Consider the following 15,395-nt stretch of genomic DNA (forward strand, 5'->3'; position numbering starts at 1 on the left):
GTTTCGGGCTCCATAAAAGCATTTACTACACTTTTATGGGTTGTTTTACTCGCGCACAATCGAGTTTCACTGTTCAGTTTTCAAGGGACTTTATTACTCTGTCGCTTATCATCAGCGACTTTTATATTTTATCAAATTCCACTTCAGAAAGCAACACTTTTTTAAAAAATTTTCGTGTTGTTTTTCTTCGGAAGCTTATGCGCTACTTCAGCAGCGACAAGAAAGAATATATCACATATAGAAATGCAGCGTCAATACCTTATTAACATTTTATTTGTACTTCTTGTTTCGAATATATTTTGTTAGCTCCTTTGGCGATACAAACCGGGCATACATTTTAAAAAGTATATGATAGCGCTGCTCCATTGCTTTACGTACCATTTCATCTGTGCGATAGTCACTCAAATCAAATAACACTTCTTCAAGCTCCTTACGAATTAAGTATTTAATCTCTGAGCATTCGCGTGCAGAAAATAAAAAGCCCATCATGATTATCCCTCTTCTCTCAATATAAACCTGGGATTATATTTCCAATTTTTATTGGTGTTTATACTCCTTAAAACAAAAAGAAAGCCACGGCGAAGCCAGGGCTTGCCGCAGCATTATTTGAATACTTGCTTCATAATATCCAGATCCTGTCCCATAAAGTTCTGGATAAGCAGGGGTGTAACCGTGCTTTCAATTACAGCTGCTAAAAAGAGCATGACTACGATCGTTCCCACAATCAACGGTAAATCCCGCAGCAATTCGCTAAAGCGTGCTTTTACAGCGGATCGCCGCTCTCTGACAAATAAGCTGACTATCCAATCGTATGTTAAAACACCCAGCTTAATCCCAATCGCTGAAGCGAAAATAATGGCGCTAAGCTCGATGATGCCATGAGGCAATATGCCAGCCACCAAAATTTTTAATGGACTCACCCCGCCACTGGCATATACCTTAAGCAGGAATCCAAGCAAAATTCCGTTTGTAAACAAACCCAGTGCCGGATACAAACCAAAGAAAAAGATGCCGAGCCCCACCATACTGAACGCGGCCATTACGTTGTTCTCAAAAATCACCCAGAATGTATACAGGGGGTTATTTGTTTCACTAATATCTCTGGCGATACGCTGAATACTATCCATCATTTGCTTCGCCAACTGCTTAATTGCCTCAGCGTTTGTATATCCGAAAAAAACTCCTAACAGCATTAACGCCACACCAATCCAGATATATCGTTTATTCTGACGGACAATGTTTCCCAGTCTTTGTATCATTCGTCTATCTGTTCCCCTTTCTTGTGCAGCTTCTCCTTCTTGATAATATCACATTTCGTTTCTATGCATTCCTTTTGTTCCGCAGGCATATCCTTGTCTCACTCGCATACATATGTAATGGACAAGGATTAAGCCTGTGAGGAGGTGTAATTTTGTTTTGGATCGTAAACGCCAGACGTCTTAAGCAGTATCTTATTATTTTTACCGCCGCTTTATTCGCTATAGGTATAGCCTGGGCGGAGAGGGATAATATCTCGATTTTTACATCCGGAAAAAACGAACCGTCCGCCATTTACAAAGTGGACACGAGGGAGAAAAAACTTGCGCTTACGTTTGATATCAGCTGGGGAGAGGAACGGACCGGTCCCATTCTCGATGTTCTTGAGAAAAAAGGCGTAAAAAAAGCAACCTTCTTTCTCTCTTCCCCCTGGAGCGAGAGCCACCCTGAGCTCGTCAAACGCATCAAAGACATGGGGTATGAAATCGGTTCACACGGTCATAAACACGTCAACTACAGCAGCTTAACCGACGAAGAAATCCAGACACAAATCGGAAGAGCTCACGAAATCCTGAAAGGTTTAACCGGTACTGCTCCGTCGCTGATTCGCACGCCAAACGGTGATTTCGACAAACGCGTCCTTAGGATCGCGGACAAAATGGGCTATACAGTCGTTCAATGGGATACGGACTCCAAAGACTGGATGAACCCTGGTACGGAGCAAATCGTCAAAAATGTAGTGGAAAAAGCACATCCGGGCGACATTGTGCTTATGCACGCCAGCGACTCCTGCAAACAAACACATCTGGCGCTTCCTGCCATCATTGATCAGCTGCAAGGCAAAGGCTATGAGTTTGTTACAGTTTCCGAACTAATGGCCGGCACAAAAGTTAATACAAAAGAAGTTCAGTAAACTAAGAAAAACTCGCCGGCGTTGCTGCTCATGTTTTTTCCGCACAGAAGACAAGCGGCCGCTTTGTGTCCCTCCGGTCGGACTGACAAAACATCCGGGTACCTCCAGGAGAGAGACCATTGCCGGGCTTTCCTATCCTGCAAAAAAGCCAGGCGATTACTTCGCCGGGCTTTCCTTTTTTTGCAGAATACGATGGAGCTGCATAATCTGCCATGTATTACACAACAGAAGTGGCACAATCATCATTATCATAGACTTTACATTATTCTCCTGCAGAGCCGGGACCCATTCAAGAATTGTTACCACAAACATAAAAAACATTGTTGGAATCCAAGCGGAAGCGTTGGTCGCCTTCACCTTAAAGTAAGCCACTACAGCCGCGTAAGCCAGCAAACCGAGCGGCAGCCATACAAACCCAAGAACAGGCTCTTCCTTCGCAAAAATATCATGCCTTAATATTACAAAATCTACGAATACGAGCACGATTAAAATAACCTGTATTCCCAACCAAAGGCTTTTTCTTCTTAGCACACTCAAAGCCAGATAATTCAGCGTCAAATAAGCGAAGAAGCCCATCTGACTGATAACACTGAACATAAGACCCGCAATCAAACTGCCGATAAGCCCCATACCAAAATTCGCAAATCCACCGTCCATCTTCTCCTGTCCGATAATCGTACCTGAGATGACTGCACCCAACGCTCCAATAAGAAGCGTTGTATAAAAAAGAAAAGACCACTTCCGTAATGTCACTAATATACCCCCATACTTCCTCTTTTCCCTCTATGATTGTACCAACGGCCCTATAAAAACACCAGCAGTTTCGCGCATTTGCCACAAAATCCAGTCAGTCCACTATTCACCATCCTCTCCTCCGATACAACAAGGATAAAGCAGCCCATCCTTTCGCATGCTAAGAAATAACTACACCAATCGAGAAAAGAGGGAGAATGGCATGAAACGCTTTACAGTTTCCACAAGCTACACATTGGTCTGTGTTCTACTGATTATCACTCTCCTTACCGGCTGTGGCGGCGGAAATCAGCAAAGAGAAAAATCGGCTTCGACAAACTACAACGAGACCAAGCATATGGTTGTCGACATCCTTAAGACAAGAGAAGGCCAGAGGGCAATTAGAGAAGCGATGCAAAGGGGACGTATGTCCACACAAAGTATTCAGGGTGGAGGAAATGCAGGAGGCGGAGAGACAAGAATTCAGGTGCAAGAAATGATGCAGGATCCAAAATTCGCAAGCTCAATGGCTAAAGCCATGCAGGAAGAAAATAAAAAACTCATCAAAGACTTAATGAAGGATCCTGAGTATCAAAAGATGATGCTCAATATTATGAAGGACCCTGAGTATCAAAAGATGGTATTAGAGACAATGAAAGGTCCCGCATACCGCCAACAAACGATGAATGTTATGAAAGAATCTCTCCAAAGCCCTATGTTTCGCCTTGAAATGATCGATATCGCCCATAAAGCGCAGGAGCAGATGATTAGGCCTGAACCAAACAAAACCAAAGAGCAAGGCGGCAATGGTGGTGGAGGCGGACAGGGAGGACAAGGAGGACAGGGCGGCAGTGGTGGCGGAGGCGGACAATAACTCTCCACTCCCATGACCGCTCTTGCAAAAGCAAACGGAAGGGAGGCCACTTCCTCCCTTCCGTTTTTTTATTCTATGGTATTCTGCACTATGCGGTAACGCTGGCTTTTTGGTCAACCTTTTTAGCCAGGTCCATATAAATTTTGCCGATTGTTTCACTTTCTTGATATACGGAAGGACCGTAACGTTCTTCATCACGCATCGGCTCCGGCTGTCCAAGCGGAATCTGCACCAGCAATTCGCTTTGAAGTTCTTTCGCTAACTTCTGTCCACCACCGCTGCCGAAAATCGGATCCTTCTCACCGTCTTTATTAATGTAATAAGACATGTTTTCAACGACACCAAGAATTTCGTGATTGGTACGGATCGCCATCGCGCCAGCACGCGCCGCAACGAAAGCGGCAGTTGGGTGCGGAGTCGTTACAATAATTTCCTTGCTCTGCGGAATCATCTGGTGCACGTCCAATGCCACATCACCGGTTCCCGGCGGCAGGTCCAGAATCATGTAATCCAGCTCGCCCCAATGAATTTCACTGAAGAAGTTGCGCAGCATCTTGCCCAGCATGGGACCACGCCAGATAATGGGCGAGTTATCCTCCACGAAGAAGCCCATAGAAATGACTTTGACGCCAAAACGCTGGACCGGCATCACCATATTGTCGATAACGACCGGACGCTGCGTAATCCCCATCATATCCGGTACACTAAAACCATAAATGTCTGCGTCAATAACGCCCACTCTTTTGCCCATACGAGCCAGGGAAACGGCGAGATTAACCGTAACGGTTGATTTACCTACACCACCTTTACCACTGGTAACCGCGATAAATTGAGTTTTCGAATCCGGCCCAAGCAGAGGAGAAACCTGCTGAAGGCCTGCACCATGCCCCTGTACGGTTCCGCCATTCGGAGCGGAAGCTGAAGGTCCTGCATTGTCGCCGCGAATCATTGCAGCTACACGTGCGCGCTCTTCATCCGTCATCGATCCGAAATGAACAACAACCTCTTCTCCTCCCAGCGCTTTAATCGCATTCTCTACATCTTCCTGAATTTTTACTTTTAACGGACAGCCTTGAATCGTCAGGATAACGTCCAGTTCTACTCTATTCCCGTCAATCTTAATATTGCGTACCATGCCCAGCTCCACCACACTACGGTGAAGCTCCGGGTCTTCAACCCCTTTTAATGCTTCCAATACTTTCTCTTCTGTAATCACTATGTTTCACCTCTTCGATATGACGTGCTTCTCTCATTATAACATTCTGCGTTTTCTCATCCAAAGTCTATTGCATATCTTCAACAGTTTCTCCGGAGTAATAGCGCAGGATTCCCTGGTAGATGGCATTGGCCATCTGCTTCTGATACTGCGAAGTTGCCATAAGCTTCGCTTCCTGCTCATTGGATAGAAATCCGACCTCCACCAGCGCCGCCGGGCATTCCGCCGTACGCAGGATATAAATATCATCCGACTTTTTCGCGGTCCTGTCCGTATTATTTATCACTCGTTTAATTTCATCCTGAATCAAGTGGGCTACCTGAGCAGACTGCTTCAGCGTAGGCGGATAAAATGTCTGTGCACCGAACCAGCGCGGCGAAGGAATCGCGTTTAAATGGATGCTAATGAGCAAGTCTGCCCCTTCTTCCTTAATCATTCTTGCCCGTTTCAATAAATCTTCCGTTTTCCGCTTGCTTAATCCCTTGGTTCCAGGCTCTGCCAGGTCCATATCCGTTTCCCTTGTCATAACGACAAGCGCTCCTGCCTCCTGCAGAAAATCGCGCAAATACATGCTGATGGGCAGGGTTACATCTTTTTCGATTAAACCGGCCTTGCTCTTCGCCCCTCCGTCCGGTCCTCCGTGCCCCGCATCTATCACAATAATTTTGCCGGACAGCGGCAGGGACCATGCAGACCACGACTCATCGTCTGACGGCATGTTATATGTAAACAACGCTACAAGAAGCACGAGCGCTCCCAGCCATAAAATTTTTTTTCGTTTTAGCAAAGCACGTTCCTCCCCCACTATGCCTTTTACTAAAACATATGTACAACCTCCTCGTTTATTCGTCACATACAAAAAAGCGAACTTCACTTTTGAAGCCCGCCTTCTTCACTTTAAAGCAATTTTAACTTTCGCTGTCTTTTTCCATAGGCAAGACCGTTTCGGAACCATTTGAGCGATAGATCTTCGGCTATGATGGATACAGAGTACAGATCCCATTCACCGATATGGCGGGACAGCCGGTAATCGTTCGCAAGGGAGTAGATTTCGAGGAAGTGATCCTTCGTGTAGCTGTGCTCGATATCCTCCGTCGTTCTTCCCGTTCTGTACTGCTTGCTCGCGTCCACTCCCCGCAAGAAGAATCCGACGATAATTTCGGCCAGATACTCTTCGATGAAATAGCGCTGCAGCAGCGTGAGATGGCGGATGGAAACATCGATAATTCCCGTATAATACCGGTGAACTTCTTCCCGGTCAATGCCGTCTATCGCCCGTTTTCGAACCCTCTCATCCCGTGCTCGGATATACTTCTCAAAAGAGACAATATTATTTTCCATACGATCACCTTGCTTTATCTTATGGTCTCTATTATAGGATTGCCTCTTCTTTTGTCGATTGATACATGAACAGAATAGATTCCTTTTTCTTCCCTGGATCTTCTTTCCTCTCCCCCTCCTTCTTTCCTCATGATTTTCACAGAAAAAAGTAAAAAGCCCAGTCCAAAAGGACCGGGCCTGGTTGTGTGTATACATTGACTCTAAAATTAGCGTTTGGAGAATTGAGGTGCGCGACGAGCAGCTTTAAGACCGTATTTCTTACGTTCTTTCATGCGTGGGTCGCGAGTCAGGAAGCCAGCGGATTTCAGTGCACCACGAAGCTCCGGATCAGCTTCCAGCAGGGCACGGGAGATACCGTGACGAATTGCACCCGCTTGACCTGTTGTACCACCGCCGTTTACGTTTACGAGCACGTCGTACTTACCTTCTGTTTCAGTAAGAACGAGCGGTTGTTTTACGATAAGTTTCAAAGTTTCAAGACCAAAGTATTCATCCATTGGACGCTTGTTGATGATGATTTGACCATCACCCGGTACTAGACGAACGCGTGCAACGGAGTTTTTACGACGACCTGTTCCGTAGTATTGAACTTGTGCCACGAATTTACCCTCCTTTTACTACCCGCGCAATTCCCATTTTTCAGGTTTTTGCGCTTGATGTGGATGTTCAGTTCCAGCGTATACATTCAGCTTCGTAATCAGTTTACGACCCAGACGGTTTTTCGGCAGCATGCCTTTAACCGCAAGCTCGATAATACGCTCAGGCTTTGTTGCGATCATTTGACCTGCTGAAGTTGCTTTCAATCCACCTTGATATCCAGAATGACGATAGTAAAACTTATCCGTCAGTTTCTTACCGGTTAATTGAATTTTTTCAGCGTTGATTACGATAACGAAATCGCCTGCATCAACGTGTGGTGTAAATTCAGGTTTGAATTTTCCGCGAAGAATTGCTGCTACTTCACTGGCAAGACGTCCAAGCGTTTGCCCTTCAGCATCAACTACATACCATTTACGCTCAACTTCATTTGGCTTGGCCATGTATGTGGTGCGCATTGTTTTCCCTCCTAAAAAGCGTGCATTTCACAAATGTTCCGTTAACCAATATATTTTAAAAACCAACACTTTCGGGGCGTTAGTGGGGATTTTAAAATACCGAATTAAATAGTACTACATGTTAGATAATGAAGTCAAGATTTTTTTATACACCAGGTCGCGTTGGCACGGAAAAGCCCTGTTTGCCGGGCGGAAGGGGACAGGTTACTTCTACTCATAATTCACTTTCCACAAATACAGCCCGTGTGGCGGCGCATTCTCCTTGCCCACGTTCGAATCTTTCGCATCCAGCAATTGCTTGACATATTCCACATCCCAGCGGCCTTTCCCGACTTCGACCAGAGCGCCGGTCATCATACGAACCATATTGTACAAAAATCCGTTACCGCGGAACGTCAGCCAAATATCCACTCCTTGTCCCGGTGTAAAATCGTCCCGCTTCTGCACATCAATACGCACCTCATAGACAGTCCTCACTTTATCTTCTACCCTGGTCCGCACGCAGCAAAACGAAGAGAAGTCATGCGTACCGACAAAATACCCGGCTGCTTTTCGCATCTTTTCAACATCCAACGGAGCTTTCACCTGATACGCCCAGTCCCGGATAAACGGATCAGGTACCCGCTGGTTCAAAATGCGGTATTTATACGTCTTTTCTACGACATCATAGCGGGCATGGAAATCCATCGGAACGTCTTCTGCATTTAACACGACGATATCATCCGGCAGAAATGTATTCATGGCCGGTATAAGCCGGTCAGCCGGAATCCGACTGGTCGTGCGGAAATGGGCTACCTGCTCCCTTGCATGCACACCCGAGTCGGTTCGACCGGACGCCACAATCGTTGTCTCATGCTGAAGTACACGCTCCAGAACTTTCTCAATCTCCTGTTGTATACTCGGCCCGTTTGTCTGCCGCTGAAAACCATAGTATGCCGTTCCCTGGTAGCCAAACGTTAGTTTAATCTTGCGCCATTCCATTGCTTGTAACGTTCATCCTTTCCTCTACGCACGCAGCAGCCATACAACGACTGCAATGGCAATTGTAACGACCAAAAGCACAGCATCCCGGTTTCCGAAGCGGAGCTGTCTATACTTCGTACGCCCTTTTCCGCCCCGATAACCCCGGGCCTCCATCGCAAACGCCAGCTCTTCGGCACGGCGGAACGACTGAACAAATAGCGGGACAATCAAGGGGAGGATGCCGTTAATCCGTTTCACAATAGAGCCGCTGGAAAAAGAGGCTCCCCGCGACATCTGCGCTTTTGCAATCTTGTCCGTCTCTTCCAGAAGCGTCGGAATAAAGCGCAGCGATATTGACATCATCAGCGCCAGCTCGTGCGCAGGAAATCCAAAGCGACGAAGTGGCGAGAATAGGCTCTCCAGGCCATCCGTCAGTTGAATCGGCGACGTGGTCAGCGTAAGCAGGGATGCCGACAGCATGAGCAAAATAATGCGGGCCGACACGAATGCCGCCTCCGTCAGCCCTTTTTCATGAATCTCGATGAACTTCCAGGAGAAGAGAAGGGTCCCTTCTTTATTTGTAAAAATCTGTAATATAACTGTGAGGAGAATAATCCAGAGCGCCGGTTTCAGTCCCCGGAGAACATAAATAACCGGAATGCGGGACATCGCGATGCCCACAATCGCCACTGCTGCCACAAATAAAAAGGCATACAGCGTATTGGCCATGAAAATAAAAATAATAAAGAAAAACACAAATAAGAGCTTGCTGCGCGGATCACATCGATGTAAAAACGAATCGCGGGGTACATATTGACCGATCGGTATCGAGTTGAGAAAACTCACCTCCGGCTTCCCCCCTTTCGCGGAAAGCGCCGAGCCAACTCATCCGCAAGCGTCTCCGGATCAAAAATATCAAACGGGAGAGGGGCCACTTCGCTGCCGCTTATCCGAATCCGTTCGTTAAACTGATAGATAAAACGTGTAATCTCCGGTAAATCCAGGCCTGCCTGTCGAATCTTATCCGGGTCCCGGAACACTTGCTGCGGAGTCCCCTCCATCCATATCCGTCCTTCGTTCATCACATAGAGGTAATCGGCGTATAAGGCGGCGTCTTCCATACTATGCGTAACCAGAATCGTCGTCCGCTTCTCCTCCTGATGCATACGGGCGACCATCTCCAGAATCGCATGGTGACCGGCCGGGTCCAACCCGGCAGTAGGCTCGTCGAGAATTAATACTGCAGGATTCATCACCAACACCCCTGCCAGCGCTACACGCCGCATCTGTCCCCCGCTAAGCGCAAAAGGGGACTTCTCGCCATACTCTTGCGGATCGAGGCCAACGAGGCGCAGGGCGGCGTCTACACGACCAGGAATCATCTCAGAAGGCAGTCCCATATTGACGAGGCCAAACGCTACATCTTTGCGTACCGTCTCTTCAAACAATTGGTATTCGGGATATTGAAACGCTAATCCTACCTGCTGGCGCAGTTTTTCCAGCCCTTTTTTCTTTTTTGCAGGCAGCGTAAATTCTCCGATTTGCATCGTACCTTCCGTAGGTTGCAGCAAACCGTTTAACAGTTGGATTAACGTCGACTTACCGGAACCGGTATGCCCGATAATCGCAATATAGCGACCGTGGGGAATATGCAGGGAGATGCCTTGCAGTGCCTGATAGGCAAACGGGGTGCCGGGAGAATACGTATACCCCACACTCTCTAATCGGATGTCCATAGGCTGTCAAGCACTCCTTCCCCCGTCAGCTTTAACGCCGAAAAACGAAAACCTTTTTGTTGCAGGCGATATTGCAGGTCACTGGCGAATGGCACGTCCAATCCAAGACGACGCAGCCAATCCACCTTCTGGTATACACTCTCCGGGGTTCCTTCGCCCACCAGCATACCACCATCCATTACGAGAATGCGGTCGCTCTCCAATGTTTCTTCCAGATAGTGCGTAATCTGAATAACCGTCATATTCTGCTCCCGGTTCATTCGATGAACTACATCGAGCACTTCCCGGCGGCCTCGCGGGTCAAGCATAGCCGTTGCCTCGTCAAGTACAAGCACCCTGGGCCGGATCGCAAGCGCACCCGCAATAGCTACACGCTGCTTCTGCCCACCTGAAAGACGGTTCGGTTCAGCGGTGCGGAACTGCGTCATATGCACCTGATGAAGCGCGTCCAGAATTCTTGCTTCCATTTCTGAAGGAGGAATGCCAATGTTCTCCATACCAAAGGCAATATCATCTTCCACAGTCGGGGCAACAAACTGATTGTCCGGGTTTTGAAACACCATGCCAACCGTCTGCCGCACTTCCCAAATGTGCTCTTCATTCGCCGTCGAAATCCCGGCCACTTCTACTCTGCCTTCGGAAGGGAGCAAGAGACCGTTTAACAGCTTTGCCAGCGTCGACTTACCGGAGCCGTTATGTCCGATAATAGAAAGAAACTCGCCTTTCTTCACATCAAATGAAACGCCCTGTACCGCTCTCTCCTCCGCGCCTTCATAAGAAAAGGAAACATTCTCAAGCCGAATGATTGCCTCGTCCAAATTTATCTCACCGCTTTCTTTCCGTTCCCCTTCAAGCTAGAAAGACAAGCGTAAAAATACAGCCCTTTTTTCGCTTACTCAGCGATCTGTTTAGAGAAAGCAGACGTACCCTGCTTCCCCGCAGAAAAAACAGGCGAGTTTTTATGCTTGTCTTTCCCCATGCAAAAAAAGGGTGATTTCATCCTCACCCTTTCTTGCGCCAATACTAACTATTCAACTAACTCAAGGTATACCATTGGTGCACCGTCTCCGCGACGAGGCCCAATTTTCAAGATGCGAGTATAACCACCTTGACGCTCAGAAAAGCGAGGTGCAACAGTATCAAACAATTTTTGAATTGCATCCTGGTTGGTCTCTTTGTCCGCTACTTCTTTACGCACAAAAGCGGCTACTTGACGACGAGCGTGCAGGTCACCGCGTTTAGCCAGCGTAATCATTTTTTCAGCGATAGAGCGAACTTCTTTCGCTTTGCTTTCCGTTGTTTCAATGCGCTCGTTGATAATTAGGTCCGTTACCAGATCACGGAACAGAGCTTTACGAGCAGCGCTATTACGGCCTAATTTAGAGTAAGCCATTCCTTTTCCCTCCTTAAGACAAACAATCTATCGTTCCTAATCGTCTTTGCGAAGTCCAAGACCTAGCTCTTCGAGCTTTTCTTGCACTTCTTCTAACGATTTGCGGCCAAGATTGCGGACTTTCATCATATCTTCTTCTGTTTTCTGCGTAAGCTCTTGCACGGTATTAATACCGGCACGCTTCAGGCAGTTGTAAGAACGGACCGAAAGATCAAGCTCTTCGATCGTCATCTCAAGCACTTTCTCTTTCTTGTCTTCTTCTTTCTCCACCATAATTTCGGCTTCCTGCGCCTCATCGGTGAGTCCTACAAACAGATTAAGATGCTCCGTCATAATCTTTGCGCCAAGACTAACTGCTTCTTCCGGACGAATACTTCCATCCGTCCATACTTCAAGCGTCAGCTTATCGTAGTTTGTTACTTGACCTACACGCGTATTTTCTACCTGATAGTTTACGCGGGTAATCGGTGTATAGATAGAATCAATCGGGATCACGCCAATCGGCAGATCCGCGCGTTTGTTCTGATCGGCAGGCACATAGCCACGACCGCGGTTGGCAACCATGCGAATACGGAGACTAGCTCCTTCTTCCAATGTTGCAATAACCAGGTCCGGATTCAGAATTTCTACATCACTGTCTGCGCGAATGTCAGCAGCGGTTACGACACCGGCGCCTTCCGCGTCAATCTCAAGCACTTTCTCCTCGTCCGAATGGATTTTGAGAGAAAGAGTTTTGACATTTAAGATGATCTGGGTAGTATCCTCTACCACGCCTTCGATCGTGGAGAACTCGTGGAGAACCCCATCGATTTCAATGCTGGTTACTGCGGCACCTGGAAGTGAAGAGAGCAGAATACGACGTAAGGAGTTTCCAAGCGTTGTACCGTATCCCCGTTCCAGAGGCTCTACCACAAACTTGCCATAGGTAGAGTCGTTACTTGCTTCTACCACTTCGATCTTTGGCTTTTCTATTTCGATCATCAAACAAACCCTCCTTCAAAACGTCGAAAATTCCGGACGGGTCTCAAGGTCCACGACCGGAATTCCCCTTTGGCGGTTACCAGTAAATCGCAACCAAAGCACAGACCTGTTTTTATCATATTATAATAGTATGCACAGGTGTATAACTTTTTAAACTGCTAGTTTATGCGACTTGCTGCCAAATTATACACGACGACGTTTTGGTGGACGGCAACCATTGTGAGGAATAGGCGTTACGTCTTTGATCATGTTAACTTCCAATCCAGTAGCCTGTAAGGAACGGATGGCAGCTTCACGACCGGAACCTGGCCCTTTAACCATAACTTCAACAGTTTTCATACCATGCTCCATTGCCGCTTTAGCAGCTTGCTCAGCAGCCATTTGTGCAGCGAACGGAGTGCTTTTACGGGAACCTTTAAAACCAAGGCCACCAGCACTAGCCCAAGAAATTGCATTTCCGTGCGGGTCAGTGATAGTTACGATGGTGTTGTTAAACGTAGAACGGATGTGAGCTACACCAGTTTCAATGTTTTTGCGATCACGGCGACGAGTACGAGTCGCAGCTACTTTTCTTTTCGCCAACTTCATTTACCCCCTTTACTTCTTCTTATTCGCAACGGTACGACGAGGACCTTTGCGAGTACGCGCGTTGGTTTTCGTACGTTGGCCACGAACCGGCAGACCTTTGCGGTGACGAACACCACGATAGCAGCCGATTTCAACCAGACGTTTGATGTTCAGAGATACTTCACGGCGAAGATCCCCTTCAACTTTTATGTTCTTGTCAATATAGTCACGAAGCTTAGCCGCTTCATCTTCGGTCAGATCACGAACACGAGTGTTTTCGTCAATCCCTGTTTCGCTCAGAATTTTCGAAGCAGTGGAAGTACCAATTCCGAAAATGTAAGTTAACGCGATAACTACGCGCTTGTCACGAGGTAAGTCAACCCCAGCAATACGTGCCATGTAGCGTGCACCTCCTTATAAATTAGCCTTGTCTTTGCTTATGTTTCGGATTTTCACAGATTACCATAATTTTGCCTTTGCGACGAATGATTTTGCATTTCTCGCAAATCGGCTTTACAGATGGTCTTACTTTCATTTGGATAACCTCCTGTCGTTTCTAGAGTGGAAGCATTAGAGGTTGGAGGTCGTAGTAGCTACCTCTAACTCTGTACGTTTCCTGCTCTATTTGTAGCGATATGTGATCCGTCCACGGGTCAAATCATACGGCGATAATTCAACGGTGACTTTGTCACCCGGGAGTATACGAATGAAATGCATGCGGATTTTACCGGATACGTGAGCAAGCACTTTGTGTCCATTCTCCAGCTCTACACGAAACATCGCATTTGGTAGAGGCTCAACCACGGTACCTTCCACTTCAATTACATCTTCTTTCGCCATAAAGCCACTCTCCTTTCTTCAGCATGGCTGCTTATGCGTATGCACTCTTAACTCAGCCGTTCAACTTACAATATCCCCATCGGCAATCATAACACAATATCTATCCCAAAGGGAAACAACAATTGTAAATTTACTCTCTGGTTAAAATTTCGTAGCCGTCTTCAGTAATAGCAATCGTATGTTCAAAGTGAGCACACATCGAACCGTCCACGGTAACGACTGTCCAGTTGTCAGCGAGCGTCCGTACATATCGCTTACCCGCATTGACCATTGGTTCAATCGCCAGGACCATCCCCGGTTTTAATCTCGGTCCGCGTCCTGCAGGCCCAAAATTAGGAATTTGCGGATCTTCGTGCAAATTCCGTCCGATGCCATGACCTACATACTCACGAACGATAGAAAAACCAGCTTCTTCTACGCAAGCTTGAATCGCATGCGAGATATCCGTTAGACGGGCGTCCGGCTTCGCCTGCGCCAACCCTTCATAGAGAGACTTCTCGGTGATTTCCAGCAGACGCTGATTCTCCGGAGAAATCTTGCCTACTCCATATGTCCAGGCCGAATCGCCATGATAGCCGTCTACCTCAGCACCGATATCAAGGCTAATGATATCTCCTTCATTCAGCTTACGTTTGCCCGGAATCCCATGAACAAGTTCTTCGTTGACTGAAGCGCATATGCTGCCTGCAAAGCCCCCATAGCCTTTGAAAGAAGGTTTCGCTCCGTGTTTGCGAATGAAAGTCTCCGCGATTGCGTCGAGCTCACCAGTGGTGATGCCCGGACGAATCGCTTTTTGCAGTTCCTTATGCGTAAGAGCGACAATGCGCCCCGCTTCTCTCATGATGTCGATCTCTGCTTTGGACTTGCATATAATCATTGAGCTTGACCTCTCAATACTTCTGCAACATCCTCAAAAACCTTGTCTATATCTTGATGCCCGTCAATGGTACGGAGCAATCCTTTTTCTTTATAATAGTTTAAGATCGGGGCGGACTGTTCGATGTTTACATCGAGGCGAGTCGCAACGGTTGCTTCGTTGTCGTCATCCCGCTGATACAACTCCCCGCCGCACTTGTCGCAAATCCCTTCTTGAGAAGGAGGGTTGAATATTACATGATACGTGGCACCGCAGTTCTTGCAGATGCGACGGCCAGTCAACCGATCCATCAGAATACCGCGATCCACGTCGATATTGATCACATGGTCAATACTGCGCTCCATTTCCGCAAGCGTTGCGTCCAGCGCTTCCGCCTGTGCCATGGTGCGCGGGAATCCATCAAGCATAAAGCCTTTCTCACAATCAGCTTTGCCTAAACGTTCCTTTACGATACCAATGACAACTTCATCCGGTACTAAGAGTCCCTGGTCCATATAAGATTTCGCTTTTTTGCCCATCTCTGTTTCATCTTTGATAGCTGCGCGAAACATGTCGCCGGTGGAAATATGCGGAATGCCAAATTTCTCGACGATTTTCTCACCCTGGGTTCCTTTTCCCGCGCCTGGTAATCCCATTAAGATAATATTCAT

General features: G+C 47.2%; 22 protein-coding genes. 2 read left to right on the top strand and 20 right to left on the bottom strand.

Annotation, left to right across the window (positions count from 1 at the left end; all coding sequences use genetic code 11):
• Positions 1-270: 270 nt before the first annotated feature.
• Positions 271-489, bottom strand: coding sequence for a hypothetical protein (locus tag B2899_RS13725; protein WP_146810088.1), 219 nt, complete (start codon positions 487-489; stop codon positions 271-273).
• Between the two features lie 113 nt (positions 490-602).
• Positions 603-1,259, bottom strand: coding sequence for a stage II sporulation protein M (locus tag B2899_RS13730; RefSeq protein ID WP_146810087.1), 657 nt, complete (start codon positions 1,257-1,259; stop codon positions 603-605).
• Positions 1,260-1,408: 149 nt separating this feature from the next.
• Between B2899_RS13730 and pdaB the strand changes: the two genes are divergently transcribed.
• Positions 1,409-2,170, top strand: a complete 762-nt coding sequence (pdaB, locus tag B2899_RS13735; RefSeq protein ID WP_286886653.1) for a polysaccharide deacetylase family sporulation protein PdaB — start codon at positions 1,409-1,411, stop codon at positions 2,168-2,170.
• A 156-nt stretch (positions 2,171-2,326) separates the two neighbouring features.
• Here pdaB and B2899_RS13740 read toward each other — a convergent pair whose 3' ends face one another.
• Entirely contained in the window at positions 2,327-2,923 is a 597-nt protein-coding gene (locus B2899_RS13740) for a KinB-signaling pathway activation protein (RefSeq protein WP_286886573.1), read from the bottom strand.
• 202 nt (positions 2,924-3,125) lie between these two features.
• On the opposite strand from B2899_RS13740, the gene gerD reads away from it, so the two are divergent.
• Positions 3,126-3,776 carry a spore germination lipoprotein GerD gene (gene gerD, locus B2899_RS13745; RefSeq protein ID WP_286886575.1) on the top strand — a complete coding sequence of 217 codons (651 nt, stop codon included), beginning with the start codon at positions 3,126-3,128 and terminating at the stop codon, positions 3,774-3,776.
• Positions 3,777-3,864: 88 nt separating this feature from the next.
• Here gerD and B2899_RS13750 read toward each other — a convergent pair whose 3' ends face one another.
• From B2899_RS13750 to B2899_RS13830, 17 genes are all read right to left on the bottom strand, one after another.
• Positions 3,865-4,992: an Mrp/NBP35 family ATP-binding protein gene (locus B2899_RS13750; protein ID WP_286886578.1), complete on the bottom strand. Its 1,128-nt coding sequence runs from the start codon at positions 4,990-4,992 to the stop codon at positions 3,865-3,867.
• Between the two features lie 67 nt (positions 4,993-5,059).
• Positions 5,060-5,779 (bottom strand): N-acetylmuramoyl-L-alanine amidase CwlD, encoded by a 720-nt coding sequence (gene cwlD, locus B2899_RS13755; protein WP_246147307.1) that lies wholly within the window; start codon positions 5,777-5,779, stop codon positions 5,060-5,062.
• A 110-nt stretch (positions 5,780-5,889) separates the two neighbouring features.
• Positions 5,890-6,333 carry a hypothetical protein gene (locus tag B2899_RS13760; RefSeq protein WP_146810082.1) on the bottom strand — a complete coding sequence of 148 codons (444 nt, stop codon included), beginning with the start codon at positions 6,331-6,333 and terminating at the stop codon, positions 5,890-5,892.
• A 206-nt stretch (positions 6,334-6,539) separates the two neighbouring features.
• The gene (gene rpsI / locus B2899_RS13765) at positions 6,540-6,932 is read right to left on the bottom strand and encodes a 30S ribosomal protein S9 (RefSeq protein ID WP_146810081.1); all 393 of its coding nucleotides are present in this window, start codon (positions 6,930-6,932) and stop codon (positions 6,540-6,542) included.
• Between the two features lie 18 nt (positions 6,933-6,950).
• Positions 6,951-7,388 carry a 50S ribosomal protein L13 gene (rplM, locus tag B2899_RS13770; RefSeq protein ID WP_146810080.1) on the bottom strand — a complete coding sequence of 146 codons (438 nt, stop codon included), beginning with the start codon at positions 7,386-7,388 and terminating at the stop codon, positions 6,951-6,953.
• A 210-nt stretch (positions 7,389-7,598) separates the two neighbouring features.
• Positions 7,599-8,369: a tRNA pseudouridine(38-40) synthase TruA gene (gene truA / locus B2899_RS13775; RefSeq protein ID WP_146810079.1), complete on the bottom strand. Its 771-nt coding sequence runs from the start codon at positions 8,367-8,369 to the stop codon at positions 7,599-7,601.
• Positions 8,370-8,393: 24 nt separating this feature from the next.
• A complete protein-coding gene (locus B2899_RS13780; protein ID WP_286886583.1) occupies positions 8,394-9,197 on the bottom strand; it encodes an energy-coupling factor transporter transmembrane component T family protein in 804 nt (267 codons plus the stop codon).
• The gene (locus B2899_RS13785; protein ID WP_146810077.1) at positions 9,194-10,087 is read right to left on the bottom strand and encodes an energy-coupling factor transporter ATPase; all 894 of its coding nucleotides are present in this window, start codon (positions 10,085-10,087) and stop codon (positions 9,194-9,196) included. The genes B2899_RS13780 and B2899_RS13785 overlap by 4 nt, the downstream gene beginning before the upstream one ends.
• A complete protein-coding gene (locus B2899_RS13790) occupies positions 10,072-10,905 on the bottom strand; it encodes an energy-coupling factor transporter ATPase (RefSeq protein WP_146810076.1) in 834 nt (277 codons plus the stop codon). The genes B2899_RS13785 and B2899_RS13790 overlap by 16 nt, the downstream gene beginning before the upstream one ends.
• 209 nt (positions 10,906-11,114) lie before the next feature.
• On the bottom strand, positions 11,115-11,480 hold the full coding sequence (rplQ, locus tag B2899_RS13795; RefSeq protein WP_043066255.1) for a 50S ribosomal protein L17: 366 nt from the start codon (positions 11,478-11,480) through the stop codon (positions 11,115-11,117).
• A 36-nt stretch (positions 11,481-11,516) separates the two neighbouring features.
• Complete coding sequence (locus B2899_RS13800; protein WP_146810075.1) at positions 11,517-12,461, bottom strand: DNA-directed RNA polymerase subunit alpha; 945 nt, start codon at positions 12,459-12,461, stop codon at positions 11,517-11,519.
• 183 nt (positions 12,462-12,644) lie between these two features.
• Positions 12,645-13,043, bottom strand: a complete 399-nt coding sequence (gene rpsK, locus B2899_RS13805) for a 30S ribosomal protein S11 (protein WP_349679053.1) — start codon at positions 13,041-13,043, stop codon at positions 12,645-12,647.
• A gap of 15 nt (positions 13,044-13,058) precedes the next feature.
• Positions 13,059-13,427, bottom strand: a complete 369-nt coding sequence (gene rpsM / locus B2899_RS13810) for a 30S ribosomal protein S13 (RefSeq protein WP_146810073.1) — start codon at positions 13,425-13,427, stop codon at positions 13,059-13,061.
• A 22-nt stretch (positions 13,428-13,449) separates the two neighbouring features.
• Positions 13,450-13,563, bottom strand: a complete 114-nt coding sequence (rpmJ, locus tag B2899_RS13815) for a 50S ribosomal protein L36 (RefSeq protein ID WP_015617898.1) — start codon at positions 13,561-13,563, stop codon at positions 13,450-13,452.
• Between the two features lie 86 nt (positions 13,564-13,649).
• A complete protein-coding gene (infA, locus tag B2899_RS13820; protein WP_146810072.1) occupies positions 13,650-13,868 on the bottom strand; it encodes a translation initiation factor IF-1 in 219 nt (72 codons plus the stop codon).
• Positions 13,869-13,998: 130 nt separating this feature from the next.
• Positions 13,999-14,745 carry a type I methionyl aminopeptidase gene (gene map / locus B2899_RS13825; RefSeq protein WP_146810071.1) on the bottom strand — a complete coding sequence of 249 codons (747 nt, stop codon included), beginning with the start codon at positions 14,743-14,745 and terminating at the stop codon, positions 13,999-14,001.
• Positions 14,742-15,395 carry an adenylate kinase gene (locus tag B2899_RS13830; RefSeq protein ID WP_146810070.1) on the bottom strand — a complete coding sequence of 218 codons (654 nt, stop codon included), beginning with the start codon at positions 15,393-15,395 and terminating at the stop codon, positions 14,742-14,744. Before B2899_RS13830 ends, map begins: the two co-directional genes overlap by 4 nt.

It is taken from the genome of Aneurinibacillus sp. UBA3580 (assembly GCF_002375825.1).
Taxonomy (GTDB): domain Bacteria; phylum Bacillota; class Bacilli; order Aneurinibacillales; family Aneurinibacillaceae; genus Aneurinibacillus; species Aneurinibacillus danicus.

Coding starts and splice junctions, on each gene's coding strand:
- gerD (WP_286886575.1), top strand. CDS start 3,126: ATGAAACGCTTTACAGTTTCCACAAGCTACACATTGGTCTGTGTTCTA.
- truA (WP_146810079.1), bottom strand. CDS start 8,369: ATGGAATGGCGCAAGATTAAACTAACGTTTGGCTACCAGGGAACGGCA.
- rpmJ (WP_015617898.1), bottom strand. CDS start 13,563: ATGAAAGTAAGACCATCTGTAAAGCCGATTTGCGAGAAATGCAAAATC.
- B2899_RS13785 (WP_146810077.1), bottom strand. CDS start 10,087: ATGGACATCCGATTAGAGAGTGTGGGGTATACGTATTCTCCCGGCACC.
- infA (WP_146810072.1), bottom strand. CDS start 13,868: ATGGCGAAAGAAGATGTAATTGAAGTGGAAGGTACCGTGGTTGAGCCT.
- rplM (WP_146810080.1), bottom strand. CDS start 7,388: ATGCGCACCACATACATGGCCAAGCCAAATGAAGTTGAGCGTAAATGG.
- B2899_RS13830 (WP_146810070.1), bottom strand. CDS start 15,395: ATGAATATTATCTTAATGGGATTACCAGGCGCGGGAAAAGGAACCCAG.
- B2899_RS13730 (WP_146810087.1), bottom strand. CDS start 1,259: ATGATACAAAGACTGGGAAACATTGTCCGTCAGAATAAACGATATATC.
- B2899_RS13725 (WP_146810088.1), bottom strand. CDS start 489: ATGATGGGCTTTTTATTTTCTGCACGCGAATGCTCAGAGATTAAATAC.
- rplQ (WP_043066255.1), bottom strand. CDS start 11,480: ATGGCTTACTCTAAATTAGGCCGTAATAGCGCTGCTCGTAAAGCTCTG.
- B2899_RS13800 (WP_146810075.1), bottom strand. CDS start 12,461: ATGATCGAAATAGAAAAGCCAAAGATCGAAGTGGTAGAAGCAAGTAAC.
- map (WP_146810071.1), bottom strand. CDS start 14,745: ATGATTATATGCAAGTCCAAAGCAGAGATCGACATCATGAGAGAAGCG.
- rpsM (WP_146810073.1), bottom strand. CDS start 13,427: ATGGCACGTATTGCTGGGGTTGACTTACCTCGTGACAAGCGCGTAGTT.
- B2899_RS13760 (WP_146810082.1), bottom strand. CDS start 6,333: ATGGAAAATAATATTGTCTCTTTTGAGAAGTATATCCGAGCACGGGAT.